Here is a 12,534-nt window from a genome sequence, read left to right on the forward strand (position 1 = left end):
AGATCCCTCGTCATCGAGCCCCTGAATTATAGGCAATCAGGAGGTGCTGAATATAGTTCGAGGTGACTTAAAATCCTCCGGAAGTTACTGAACCGGTGAGGTAGCCGTCGAATCGACGAGCGAGTACTCCCGATCTCTACTCGTCCCCTCGGCCTCAAGAAGGTTGTACTGAGCCATTTTCGAGAGATACGTCCGGACAGTTCGCTTTGTCCGGGGGTCATCAACCTCCTCAGTATAGCGGTCGTGAATCTCACTCGGCCCGAGTGGCCCGCGGTCGCGAACAATATTGTAGACGACCTGCTGGTGGGGCGTGAGTGAATCGATGCTCTTCTGCTTAATCTGGGCCCGGGCATCCTCGGCGGCGTCCAGGAGGATGTCGTCGGTGATGCGCTCGTGGTTCTCGCGGTCGGCCTTGCTGGCCGCTGTTCGAAGGATGCCGATAGCGAGGCGGGCGTCGCCGGCGGCTGCATCGGCGATGCGGTAGAGTTGGTCGTCGGTGATGGCGTCCTCGTCGAGCCCCCATTTCGCGCGAGCGCTCAGGATATCGTACAGCTGCTCGTCGTGGTAGTTGTCCATCCGGACGTGTTCGCTGGAGCGTAGCCGACTCACGAGCCGGTCGTCGACGCGGCTGAACAGCTCTTCTTCCTTGTTCGCGATACAGATGATCGCGAACTGCGGGAGGCTGTGGAGGTCGTAGATGACGCTGGGATCCTCGAGTTGGTCGACCTCGTCGAGGATGACGACGGTTCGCGGGCCGTCGTGCTGCTGGAGGCGATCGACGAGTTCATCGTGCGGTGTCGACTGGCGGTGGATGTCGATAGTGGCGCCGAGGTCGTCGAGAATCTGGTAGAGCGTGCGGAACCGGGTGTAGTTGCGCCAGCAGTTGACGTAGATGGCCTCGACGTCGAGGACCTCTTCTCGAAGTCGTTCCGTGACGAACTTCGAGATGCAGGTCTTGCCAGCGCCGCTGGGTCCAGTGACGATGGCTGTGTCGGCGGGCTCTCCGTTCGTGATGGGCTCAAGAACGCTGGAGAGGTGATTGACCTCGGCGTCGCGATGCTCGACTTCCCGAGGGACGAATCCGGCCCGGAGGACGCGAGCATCGCGGATCATCTGTCTCTGACAGACTGATTTCGGGTCAGGTTACAAAAGCCTGACCGGGTTGTTTCCGGAAACTGCATGCTCCCGATTTTGTAATTGGATTTCTCGCGTTGTTTATGCCTCTTTTCCCCAATCACGGAGAGATGCTTCCGGAAATTCTCTGAAAATTCGAGATTTCCTGAATCGGTGAGTGAGTACCCCGGGACTTGTTTCGTATTTGACTGTTCGTGTTTCTGGAAACGTCCTCGGAAACCCTGTACCGGGGTGGTAGATCCAGCCACGGGGTGCCCTTGACACCTATATTGTTGAAACTCGGAAACGACCCGGATTCACACTTCAGGGCGGCACACATAGTGGGGGTACTGGCGCCGTGATATTCCAAGTGTTGTCCTTCCTACCATGATCGATTTCGAGGAGCAGATCTCGTCGATACTCGCAGCCGATACTAACGACCTCTATGAGCGTGATCCTGAGACGTTTTTTGCAGCCCATATTGGCTTCTGTCCGCGCCAGCTATACGTCAACAAGCTCGGGCTCTCGAAATCCAAAACGTACTGGGGCAAGTATCGTGCGTCGCGTCTGATCCAGAACTACTTCGAGCAGCAGATCAGCGATCGCAATCCGACGCTGGAGACCGAAGTGAGCTTGAATATTGACGAGGGCCCTGTCCGATTTCTCGGTCGGTGTACCCTGTATGATCCCGCCGACGAAATTGCGTACGTGCTGAAGGTACGGAACGGCTGGTACAAATTCTCACCACCGATCGACCGCCATCTCGACCAGCTTCACATCTATATGCAGGGATTAGGAGTTGAGCAAGGAAAACTCGTGTACGTTTCAAAAAACGACCTCAGCGATATTCGGGAATGGCCGTGTCCAGACGCTGACTCGTCTGCCATCCAGTTCGACGAATCACGATATGAGCAGTTAGTCACGAAGGCAAAGCGGATTCGCAACCAGATCTGGACGCACGGCATCGCGACAAGTGAGGCCGAAATTCCACTTGAGAAATGCGGCTGCTACTTTTGCCAAGAGGAATCGTTGGCTTTCCCGGATGCAGTGCATCCAATGTCGGACGGGTCTGGTGAGCCAGCTCTCGATACGTCTGAAAATAGGGGTTGCATGGCAGAGGAGACTGTCGAGACCGGCGTGACTGATTCGACTGACCAGACCTCTTCTACTGAAGCGGAAACCAGGGATCTGCTTGATGAGCCTGATTCGAACGATACACGTATTTTGGATGTGGATAGTTATCATATCCCTGTGGAATTGCGTGACTTGGATATTTGGGTTGTCTGGGATGGTCGGTCGAAAGTCGCTCTCGCGCCCTGGCAGGCGGACACAATGTATCCGTGTGAATGGGCCGCTTCAAAGGACGTGAATCCACGTCGAGGCTTTCAAAAAGCGAAGATGGTAGCGGATCTTCCGCTTCGTGAGATTCATCGTGCGTGGCCGTTCCCCGATGGTGAGGATCTTCCCGAGGCTGTGCATCCAGCGGTTCTGCTCCCACATGATCCACCAGATCCTCCGCTCTCGTTCGTGGATTTCGATGATGTTCGGGATCCAGAGACGGGTGAGGTATCAGACGAGGTAGCAACTCTCGTTGATGCGCTTGATGGATACACAGAGGTAAGTCAGAGCGGGACAGGGCTCCACGTGTATGTGCGCGGTCGTCTTCCGGAGGGGGTCGGGGCCTTTGCGACGGCCCTTTCCCAGCGCGGCGCCTTGGAAATCTACGATCACGCGCGATTCACTGGTGGGACATGGCGACATGTCGCCGGGACTCCACTCGATAGCGTTCCTGAGGCGACGGATGTCCTCGCTGCAATCGTTTCCCGGTACTAGTCCCGATATTGTTTTGCCAATTCGCGGATTTTCTCTTTTTTCTTCCTGATGTTCACCGAATGCCACCTCGAAAATTCTTCTATAGAAATGTTTGTTCGAGCCCCCACTTAGCTCGGCTACTCAGGATGTTGTACAACTGCTCGTCGTGGTACTTATCCATCCGGACGTGTTCGCTGGAGCGCAGTCGGCTCACGAGGCGGTCGTCGACGCGGCCGAACAGCTCCTCTTCCTTGTTCGCGATGCAGATAATCGATACGCCGCCGACAGGCGACGGCTGAGCCGAATACTCCACTTTCACTCCGGTAGGCTGTTACTTATCAATCTCGCATACAATAGGCTATCTGTGGCGAATCAGGTCACTCGAACCTATGTTGCGTCCATTCACAACCACCAACAGGTGTGTGAGGACCTCGATTCGCTCGGGTTTGCGGCCTCAAAACTTTGGAACGTCGCTCGGTGGACCTGCGACCGTATCTGGGACGAAACCGGCACGATACCAGACCACGGTGCTCTCAAAGCGTACCTCAAGAACAACGAACACTACGCGGATTTGAACGCACAATCCAGTCAGGCAATTCTCGAAGAATTGGCTGAAGCGTTCGACTCGTGGTACACACTCCGTGGGAACGGTGACAAGAAGGCGAACCCGCCCGGCTACCGCAAGCACGGTGATGACCACCCACGCTCGACGGTCACGTTCAAAGAGGATGGGTTCAAGCACGACCCCGACCACGATCGGATTCGACTCTCGAAGGGGCGGAATCTGAAAGATGGGCGTCAAGACTTTATTCTCTGTGAGTACGCTGTTGACCCGGATGTGACCGTCCAGAACGTCCAGCAGGTCAGAGCTGTCTGGACCGGCACCGACTGGGAGTTGCATATCGTGTGTAACGTCGAACGAGACGACCCGGACCCACCCGGCGACCGAGTGGCCGGTATCGACCTCGGTATCTGCAACTTCGCCGCCGTTGCGGTTGGCGACGACGCTTTGCTGTATCCCGGTGGCGCACTCAAAGAGGATGATTACTACTTCCAGAAACAGCGGGCGAAGTGCGACGATAGTTCCTCCCGCAAAGCACAACGGCTGGACCGCAAGCGTGGCGAGCGCCGGACACACTTTTTCCACGCTGTCTCGAAGGACATAGTAGCCGAGTGCGCCGCCCGAAACGTCGGAACGATTGTCGTGGGCGATCTGACTGGTATCCGCGAGAACACAGACTGGGGTGACCACGGCAACCTCGATCTCCATGGGTGGGCGTTCGACAATTTTACGCAGATGCTGGAATACAAAGCGGCCGAATACGGCATCAGTGTTGAGCGCGTGGACGAACGTGGTACCTCCAAGTCCTGTGGTTCGTGCGGGACCATCGACGACAGCCAGCGTGTTGAACGTGGTCTGTACGTGTGTGACGAGTGTGGGCTGGTCGCTAATGCCGATGTGAACGGGGCCGAGAACATCCGACAGAAGGTACTCCCGAGTCTCGCCTGCGACGGGGGAGATAGGGATAACGGCTGGATGGCACAGCCAGCGGTGCGCCTGTTCGACACATCGACGGGGAGGATAGCCCCACAAGAACAGGTGACCTGCGAACCATAATCTCCCAACGCTCGGGAAACCGCGCGGAGAACGGCGCGGAGGATGTCATACGGAGGTGAGTCAAATCAGACCACGTGTACGTGCGTGGCCGTCTCCCAGTACTAGCCCTGGTCTTGCTTTGCCAATTCACGAATCCTCTCTTTCGTCTCTTCCTGATGTTCACCGAATGCCACATCGAAAATCCCTCTATAGAAATGTTTGTTCTTCTCGAGAGTGATGTCTTCACGCTTCAATTGCTTTTTTAGCCGAGTGAATGTCACCTCAATGTCCTCACTCTGCTCCGGTTCAACGTATATAGTGGCGGAATCCCAGTCTTCACGGATATTCAGAGGTTCGCCGTCTGATTCCTCAATCGACGATTCAGTCTCCGCTGTAGGGGTCTCTCTCTGCTGACGTGATTGGTCTTCGGTTGCTGTTGTCGGATCACCGTCTCGGCTTTCTCCGTCCGGTGTGGTCTCTGTCGGCTTGTCGTCGGCCGTGGCTTCCTCGTCGTCTGCTTCCTCTGACGGATCCTCAAATCGCTCGTCCATTCCTCGGGGCATCCTTACACCTCCACCTGCGTTTTGTCGAACGCTCGTTCCATTGTCTCAGCAACCTCCAGGAAGAGGTCGCGCTCGACTTGTTGGTCGTTTGCGTCCTCCCATTCGAAAATATCGCAGCCGTTGTCCCACGCGCGCTGTATCGCTACCCGCATTGGAAGCTTGAAGATCGGCGCTAGTGACGCATATGACTCGTCAAATGCCTCCAGAAACTTCTGTGACTGACCATCATCTCTATACATATTTGCCAACAGTCCAACGATTGCAATCTCGATCTGTTGATTATCCTCGATGGATTCCAGCTGGTCCCAGAGATCGTCTAGGGCATCTCGTGATGTGGCTTGGGTTTGTGCGGCCAGGAACACGTTCTGCGCCGCGATAAAGGCTGCATCCGTCAGCACCGAGAGATCAGGTGGGCAGTCGATCAAGATAAAATCGTAGTCGTAACCGTCGTCCACTAACTCTTCGAGGGCAACTTTCAACGAGAGACGAGCGCCTGCGTCGTCCATCCAATCCCGGGCAAGCCCCATGTCCTTGTGGCTCGGCACGAGATCGAAATTTAGGTGTTCGTACTCGTCGCTGTGGATCATAATTTCTGAAAGCGTCGTGTCGTCCGTGCGCGGATTGTCGACGAGGACGTCAAGAAGATTTGCGTCATCGGTAGCGAGCGTATTTGGAAGGTCGTTCTTCGGGCTTGAGGGGTCGTTGTCGTCGCCCGGGCCGAGACCCAGGCCTTTCGTCATATCGGCCTGTGGATCCATATCGATCGCGAGGACATCGTGATTTCGCGAGACCAGTGCCGCTGCACTGTTTATCGTCGCCGTTGTCTTCCCAGTCCCGCCCTTCTGATTGCCGAAGGCGATCGTGGGAATACCGGTCGATGGTGTGACGCCCCAGCCACGAGGTGACTCGGTCATGGTACGATCATTGATTCAATGACTCATAAATCCACGTCAGACATCTAATCCCGCTCTGAAAATTCTAAAGTTCCGTATTCCGTGGTATAAGCCGCTAACAGGCGGTTTTGGTGTTGTATTTGGTGGGAATTAAAGAATCACTGATTCATTGATTCAATACATCCTGGAATCCCCGCTTTGCTGGTTCCTCGTGGAATGGTGGTTGCTACTGCCCGTTACTGAATTAGTCACTCTGTGCTTCTCGGAGTAGGTAATTCATTGAATCACTATCTCTTGGATTCACTGATTCATTGATTCACTGGCTCCATGATTCGCCACATCCTATTGGATTCCAAGAATCAAGTACTCCTTAACTCCCTGATTTATGGCTTCACTGAATCACAGATTCTGTGAATCAGTGAATCAATGTCCGGGCCATCTCGAGCATTTACTGGGGTAATGGATGAAACTAATCGAAGGTGTCACTGACGGTTGAGGGTCTCGATATTACGTGATCTCTGCAATCAGCTCAAAGCCGTCTTTGAACGTGATTTGCCCGTCGAACCCATGAGCTTCGATTGCAGTGACGACGCCGTTCCCTGCATCGTCATCCGTCGTGAGGACACAGATAGACGCAGCCTTCTCGCTTTCTAAGAGGTGGGCTGCGACGCCACCAAGTGCGGCATCCGCTTTCTCGATGTTGTCCTCGGAGCGATTCGACTCCCGTGCAATGAAGCCACGCACTCCGTCCATAACGCTAGATACCGTCGGATTCGTGTAATCTAATTCATCAGCGACGGTCACCCATCCAGTCTCAATCGCACTGTTAATCGGTGTCTGGCCGGCCGTACTGCGGTCTGGCGCACCGCCAAGTTCCTCATACACCCGCTGCGGAATCACAAACGTAATCTCGTTCCGCTGGGCGAACCGTTTCAGCGCTGTATACTTGTTCCGCTGTTGGCGGCCACAGGCAATGAAAACGCGTAAACTACCCTACCCTACTTCGCTCACCCTATACGGGGTTCGCTCATTGAGGGTAGGGCTTTGATGTGGACTCCCGGCAATCAGTCCCCAGCAATAGGCTGGTGACTCTCACCGTTCAACGTCCCACCATTCACACGCACGTCTACTTGTGCGTCTCCGCTCCCCGACTTGGGCGAGGATCGGAGTTTGTGTTGTCGCTTCCGAGCGTACCGCACGCCAATATTCTTTGCGGCGTTGTAATCCGCGTTCACTTCATACCCACACTTCTGGCACTCGAACTGTTCGTCGTGGCGATTGCCGTCGTGCGTAAAGCCACAGTCCGTCCGAGAACAGCGTTGGGATGTATGGTTCGGCTCGACCTGCTCCACGGAGACCCCCTGTTCAGGGGCTTTGTAGGAGACGTATTCAAACAGGCGTCGGAACGCCCAGACGTGGTGCCACTTCGCCTGTGGAAGCCGCTCCCGAATGTCGCTCAAGTCCTCGAACGCGATTACGTCGCAGTCGTGTTCGACAGCTTCCGAGACGAGTTCGTTGGCGATCGTGTGGATGTACTGTTTCCGCCACGCTTCTTCACGCTTCCCGAGGCGAAGAAGCGCGTTGTGTGCGGCCTGCGTGCCGCGTTGTTGCATCTCACCACGCCGCTTCTCGAACTCACGACACCAGTGGTCGTAGTCGTCTCCCTGCCAAAACGTGCCGGTTGAGGACACAGCGAGGCTGTTGACGCCGAGGTCGATACCGAGGACCGTTTGGTCGGAGTGCCCGGTATCTTCCGAAACCTCATCGTCACCGTCTGTCCGCCGCGTCGAAATGTTGAGGTAGAACTCGTCAGTGGCCGCGTCGTACCGAAGCGTACTCTCGCGGAACTCGTAGTCCTCAGAGAGTACGTACCGCTCGTAGGGTGTCGGACTGTCTGCCGGGAGAACAAACGACGGTTCGACTCGGCCCTCAACAGTTGCCAGCGACACCTTGTTCCGGTAGAACGTCGCGCTTCGCGTGTCGTAGTCCATCGTTTCAGCGGTGAACGTCGGTTGAGAGACGCGCTGTCCCTTTTTCCACCGTTCGACACACGCTTTGACAGCTTCGACAGCGCGTTTGATAGCGGCTTGGACAAGTTGGGCCTGTAGGTTTGTCTCCTCTCGAAGTTCGGCGTAGAGTGCGTCACGAACCTCTCGCTTGTTGGTCTTACACTCGGCGTAGGAGGTGTCGGACCAACAGTAGTCGGCGGTTCGGTTCGCGCAGTACAGGTATTGCTCGGCGGTTCGGTGGAGTGCGTCGCGTTGCTCGTCGGAAACGGCGAGTTTCACGACGGCGGTTCGACGCACGTCCATAGTTTCAGAGAGCACTCGACGGTACTTATACGATTGGGAGTCGGTCGGTCGGGGTGTGGCGGTTGTGTCCTCCCTTGTCGGTTTCCTCCCCGACCTACTCGCTCACTCCGTTCGCCCCTTGAGGTCGGGGGATCCACCTCGAAAATGCTGAATCAGCAATCCATACCGCGTTCTCAGGTATCGACTCGGTCGTCCCTTGCATGTATGAGAGAATTCCTACGCTTCCTCGTCGACCGGCTTGTCACGCGCATTCCGAATTTGGTCGAAATATGGATCGTACTCCCGCATGTCGAGAATCACCTCGCGGAGTGCCTGGAGTACCGCAATCCCAAACGCAGGTTGAAGGTTGAGTTCGCGTGCTGCGAGGCGTTCGGTCATGCCGCCCTCAACATACGGAATCGCGTACGTTAGCGCTGCAGCGAGCTTGCCCATGCCATGCTTCTCGATCAGCAGGTCGAGATCCTGATCCTGGGGCGACCGGCCGATTGCCTCGACGAGCGTGGGCGTGATCGTGTACGTGTCGCCATCGAGATTCGCAGTGAGCGTGATCGGGATGGCCGTGTAGGTGTGCGTTTTCTGCGTTTCATCCCGCGTGAGTACCCCGAGATCAACGAGTGTCCCCGTATCCGCATACGCGGTCGTGCGGGGCGTGTCGATGTCGGCGACGATTTCATCAATCGTCACTTCGCCTTCACGGAGAATATACGTGTAGAGGCGAGCGAGCCGTGGCTCTTCGAGTAGCTGTGCCACTGACATGAGGCCATTAATGGCGCGTTCAGGGTCCCCCGTCGCTTTCGACATACAATACATGATTCGTGTACTGAGTAATAATGCTTGGGTTGTGACCGAAGTCGGAGGTGTCCAAGTATCACTCTTCGCTTGGTTCGAAGGCAGCAGCTAGCTGCTCGCGCATATACTCCCGGCGGAGCGTCCGGGCCCGCGAATCCGAGAGATAGTTCTGCAGGACGACGTCGGCGCTCGCGCTTCCCTGTTCGGCAGCGATCTCGTCGAGACTCCCGAGGACAACGTCGAGCGATGCAGAGTACGCATCGTACCAGTACCGCCGCCCCATCTTCGGCGCCGGTGCCACTCCGTCGATCTCGTCGGGCAGCCCCGCACGGTCAGCGAGCTGTGAAAATCGGTTCCAGACCGTCCACCGTGAAATTGGCCCGCCCGAGGCATGAGGTGACGGAAACAGGTAGCCGTCCCAGTCGTTGTGGTCGGCGAACGTCGCGAGTCGGTCCTCGAGGACATCCCGACCGTAGAGCAGCGACACCTGGCCGGGACCGTTCTTGCGCTCCTCGAACGCAATATACGGGACTTCGTCGGTGGAAACGTCGAGGACGAACTGGCGCGTGTGGAGGCGCGCGACCTCGTTCGGACGAAGGCCCCACGCACACAGTGCGAGGACCAGGAGGCGGTCTTCCGGTCCGTCAGCTGCCTGGTAGAGCGCGCGAACGTGCTCGGTGGCGAGACACGGCGTATCGGCATCATCATCATCGGTATCGTTCGACCAGTCGAACTCCTCGTCGAGGCCGTCAGCCGGGTTGACGGCAGCCCATTTGCGCCGGACCAGATGGGCGTACCAGTTTGAGACGGCGAGATGAATCCGGCGTTTGGTTTGCCCGCCATTGAGATCCTTGTGCAAGCGGTCGAACGCTGCCCAGCACGCATCGACCGCTTTGTAGGCCGGGACGTCGCCATCGCGAGCGACGGGCGTCACGAGGTCGTCTGTGTCGTTCTCGTCGCAGTAGGCGGCGACGTAGCGGTTCAATCGGTAGCGGAGCGTATCGATCGACGAGTCCGCGAGGCCCTTTCGCTCTCGACGGGAGGTGAGGAACGATTCGAGCGCCTCGATAGTCCGTTCGTGGTCGGTCGCCCAGTCATAGCTCGTCTCCGTGGATTCGAGCCCGAGGTCAGTCGACCAGAACTCCCCGAACGTCATATCGTGGTACTCCCGCAACGCGTAGAGAAGCGGGCGGAAGTCGTGGTCGCGGAGCCAGCTGTGCGTCGGCTTCTCCTGGTCGGGATCGAGACCGTCGGCTTCCATCGCGGGGGCGACGACCGCCCAGTACGCGTCGACGAGTTCCTCGCGGTCGAGCAGCGTCCAGGAGACGTCGTCGATGTCCTCCCAATCGGAGTTTGTCGCCGGCGTCGTCGCGTCACTCACGAGGGACACCCCACCGTTTCCAGTATTCGGTGCGCTGGGACGCGGCGTAGCGGCCTCGCTGAGTGGGTTTGCGATTTTAAGGCAGGCATGTTCGGGCAATAGCGCGTTTCTCACAGATATGATATAGGTTTTGGGGACTCACTGACTGCTGGAGTCTGTGTGGACACCGACAAATAACACTAGAACGCATGTCTATTCTATAAACTGTATATCGATATAGCTTCCCCAGAAATGACCACGGATATACAGCATGGACATACACTCGCTCGGACAGCGATGGGCAGATAGCAATCCAAGAGGAGATGGACGACGAGGGCGGTGAGGCCCGTGTCATGGTCTTCTATCTCAATTGGTATTGACACGTGGTTTTTTCTCCGGTAGCCAAAAAACGCGACGTTTAGAACGGTTAGCGAACGAACACCGGTTGAGATGTCGTGGCGTCCGCACCTGATGGAAGTGAGATGAATCGAAGACGAAATCCATCCGTCACATCACGGAGATCGATTTCCGGACACTTATATCAGCCAGTCGTTCAAAGAAGAACAGATGAGCGATGCGGACTCCAGGGAATCAGACGAGCCACACGTAGCCTTTTATTTGCCTTCGCTACGCGGTGGCGGTGCTGAGAAGGTTATTCTTAATCTGGCGTCGGAATTCGCAGCCCGTGACTATCAAGTCGACATTGTTCTCGTGTCGGCTCATGGTGAGTATCTGTCGCAGGTTCCGGACACAGTGAATGTCGTTGATTTCGATACCGGTCGGTTCTTCCTTGCACTTCCACAGTTAGCCGCGTATCTCAAGCGATCGGAGCCCGACGTGATGTTGTCGACCATCGATACGGCGAATGTAGTCGCCATCTGTGCGAAGCGTGTCGCGCGAGTCTCTACTAGGGTAGTTATTCGAATTTCAAACATGCTCTCCACGAAGGAGGCTAATGGAGAATTGAAGCATCGACTGGTCCATCGGGCAGCGAAGTACGTGTATCCGTACGCGGACGAAGTGGTTGCGGTGTCCGATGGCGTTAAATCGGATCTGTTGGAGATGACTAATCTGTCGGCGGTGCAGGTGACGACCATATATAACCCCTCAGTGACCGAAGAACTGCTACGTAAACGAACAGAGACAGTGGATCATCCCTGGTTTGCTCCGGACGCTGAAATGCCGGTCGTGCTCGGCGTTGGTGAACTAAGCGAACAGAAGGATTTCGAGACACTGATACGCGCGTTCGCGTCAGTGGCGTCGGAACAGTCGGTGAGGTTGGTCATCCTTGGGGAGGGTGATCGGTCGAAACGTCTGCGAGAGCTAACTGCGGAGCTCGGCGTCGACGATTTGGTGTCGATGCCGGGATTCGTCGAGAATCCATTCGCGTATATGGCGAACGCGGACGTATTCGTCCTTTCCTCACAATGGGAGGGGTGTCCTAACGTGTTGATTGAGGCGTTGGCGTGTGACGTTCCTGTCGTCTCGACGGACTGCCCGAGCGGACCGTACGAGATCCTTGAAGGTGGTATGTGGGGACGACTGGTGCCGGTCAGGGATCATAACGCGATGGCCAAGGCGATTGAGGCTGTTCTGAATGATGAGATAGTACGCTCAACCGAGGAGTACGCTATCTCTCGTTTTTCGGTTCACGAAGTCACAAACGCCTATGAGCAAGCGCTTCGATTATGACGAGATGTGACTTCAGGTATATTGGCCACCGTTTTGTCTATCGCGACGCTTTGAGGTAGCGGCCAGCCGTCGTCCAGCAAAGTTTGGAATGGTTTAAGGGGTGCTGTCGGCCGAGCACTTCCGGATGTATGTATCGACGACGTTCTGGAGGCCGACCGAGTTAGTCTTCACCGCCTCAAAGGGGTTGTACTCACAAATATCGACGTGTTTCATCGCTGCGGTGAGAACGATGACATCCACTCCGGCCATCGCTCACGAGAGGCGATAGCTGTCCCGAACTTTCCCGGCAAAGAACCGACATCGTTCGTCTGAGAGTACGTGTTTAGCCCCAGTAAATTTCGCCACTGTCTCGTAGCAGGCGGCCAATCGGGGAGATATGCACCCTCAGCAAGGGCTAATTGAA

At 56.2% G+C, this 12,534-nt stretch carries 10 protein-coding genes and 2 pseudogenes; 3 read left to right on the forward strand and 9 right to left on the reverse strand.

All coding sequences use genetic code 11. The features are described from left to right. Nucleotides 1–84: 84 nt before the first annotated feature. Complete coding sequence (locus C487_RS06080) at nucleotides 85–1,113, reverse strand: Cdc6/Cdc18 family protein (protein ID WP_006184818.1); 1,029 nt, start codon at nucleotides 1,111–1,113, stop codon at nucleotides 85–87. A 387-nt stretch (nucleotides 1,114–1,500) separates the two neighbouring features. Here C487_RS06080 and C487_RS06085 point away from each other — a divergent pair, with 387 nt between their 5' ends. Next, on the forward strand, nucleotides 1,501–2,946 hold the full coding sequence (locus C487_RS06085) for a hypothetical protein (RefSeq protein ID WP_006184819.1): 1,446 nt from the start codon (nucleotides 1,501–1,503) through the stop codon (nucleotides 2,944–2,946). 91 nt (nucleotides 2,947–3,037) lie between these two features. Here the strand turns inward: C487_RS06085 and C487_RS19380 are convergent. Then, a pseudogene (locus C487_RS19380) lies at nucleotides 3,038–3,199 on the reverse strand (AAA family ATPase); the annotation flags it as partial. A gap of 90 nt (nucleotides 3,200–3,289) precedes the next feature. On the opposite strand from C487_RS19380, the gene C487_RS06090 reads away from it, so the two are divergent. Continuing rightward, nucleotides 3,290–4,543, forward strand: coding sequence for an RNA-guided endonuclease InsQ/TnpB family protein (locus C487_RS06090; protein ID WP_049907980.1), 1,254 nt, complete (start codon nucleotides 3,290–3,292; stop codon nucleotides 4,541–4,543). Between the two features lie 101 nt (nucleotides 4,544–4,644). Here C487_RS06090 and C487_RS06095 read toward each other — a convergent pair whose 3' ends face one another. The 6 genes and pseudogenes from C487_RS06095 to C487_RS06120 all read right to left on the reverse strand — a co-directional run bounded on the left by C487_RS06095 (nucleotide 4,645) and on the right by C487_RS06120 (nucleotide 10,460). Further along, a complete protein-coding gene (locus C487_RS06095) occupies nucleotides 4,645–5,073 on the reverse strand; it encodes a hypothetical protein (protein ID WP_006184821.1) in 429 nt (142 codons plus the stop codon). A gap of 14 nt (nucleotides 5,074–5,087) precedes the next feature. Beyond that, on the reverse strand, nucleotides 5,088–5,999 hold the full coding sequence (locus C487_RS06100; protein ID WP_006184822.1) for a ParA family protein: 912 nt from the start codon (nucleotides 5,997–5,999) through the stop codon (nucleotides 5,088–5,090). 486 nt (nucleotides 6,000–6,485) lie between these two features. Then, nucleotides 6,486–6,956: pseudogene (locus C487_RS21885) on the reverse strand (hypothetical protein); the annotation flags it as partial. A gap of 86 nt (nucleotides 6,957–7,042) precedes the next feature. Beyond that, entirely contained in the window at nucleotides 7,043–8,290 is a 1,248-nt protein-coding gene (locus C487_RS06110) for an RNA-guided endonuclease InsQ/TnpB family protein (protein WP_006184824.1), read from the reverse strand. A 216-nt stretch (nucleotides 8,291–8,506) separates the two neighbouring features. Continuing rightward, nucleotides 8,507–9,091, reverse strand: a complete 585-nt coding sequence (locus tag C487_RS06115; protein WP_049907977.1) for a DUF7437 domain-containing protein — start codon at nucleotides 9,089–9,091, stop codon at nucleotides 8,507–8,509. 67 nt (nucleotides 9,092–9,158) lie between these two features. Continuing rightward, nucleotides 9,159–10,460 (reverse strand): tyrosine-type recombinase/integrase, encoded by a 1,302-nt coding sequence (locus C487_RS06120; RefSeq protein ID WP_083864538.1) that lies wholly within the window; start codon nucleotides 10,458–10,460, stop codon nucleotides 9,159–9,161. Nucleotides 10,461–11,006: 546 nt separating this feature from the next. On the opposite strand from C487_RS06120, the gene C487_RS06125 reads away from it, so the two are divergent. Beyond that, the gene (locus C487_RS06125) at nucleotides 11,007–12,131 is read left to right on the forward strand and encodes a glycosyltransferase (RefSeq protein ID WP_006184827.1); all 1,125 of its coding nucleotides are present in this window, start codon (nucleotides 11,007–11,009) and stop codon (nucleotides 12,129–12,131) included. Between the two features lie 93 nt (nucleotides 12,132–12,224). On the opposite strand, the gene C487_RS21290 is transcribed toward C487_RS06125, so the two are convergent. Beyond that, the gene (locus tag C487_RS21290) at nucleotides 12,225–12,371 is read right to left on the reverse strand and encodes a polysaccharide biosynthesis protein (RefSeq protein WP_241431068.1); all 147 of its coding nucleotides are present in this window, start codon (nucleotides 12,369–12,371) and stop codon (nucleotides 12,225–12,227) included. Nucleotides 12,372–12,534 lie beyond the last annotated feature (163 nt).

The sequence above is a fragment of the Natrinema pallidum DSM 3751 genome, from assembly GCF_000337615.1.
GTDB classification, from domain to species: domain Archaea; phylum Halobacteriota; class Halobacteria; order Halobacteriales; family Natrialbaceae; genus Natrinema; species Natrinema pallidum.

Bases quoted from the DNA above. Each gene is read 5' to 3' on its own strand.
- C487_RS06085 (WP_006184819.1), top strand. From the start codon at position 1,501: ATGATCGATTTCGAGGAGCAGATCTCGTCGATACTCGCAGCCGATACT.
- C487_RS06095 (WP_006184821.1), bottom strand. From the start codon at position 5,073: ATGGACGAGCGATTTGAGGATCCGTCAGAGGAAGCAGACGACGAGGAA.
- C487_RS06100 (WP_006184822.1), bottom strand. From the start codon at position 5,999: ATGACCGAGTCACCTCGTGGCTGGGGCGTCACACCATCGACCGGTATT.
- C487_RS06110 (WP_006184824.1), bottom strand. From the start codon at position 8,290: ATGGACGTGCGTCGAACCGCCGTCGTGAAACTCGCCGTTTCCGACGAG.
- C487_RS06115 (WP_049907977.1), bottom strand. From the start codon at position 9,091: ATGTCGAAAGCGACGGGGGACCCTGAACGCGCCATTAATGGCCTCATG.
- C487_RS06080 (WP_006184818.1), bottom strand. From the start codon at position 1,113: ATGATCCGCGATGCTCGCGTCCTCCGGGCCGGATTCGTCCCTCGGGAA.
- C487_RS06125 (WP_006184827.1), top strand. From the start codon at position 11,007: ATGAGCGATGCGGACTCCAGGGAATCAGACGAGCCACACGTAGCCTTT.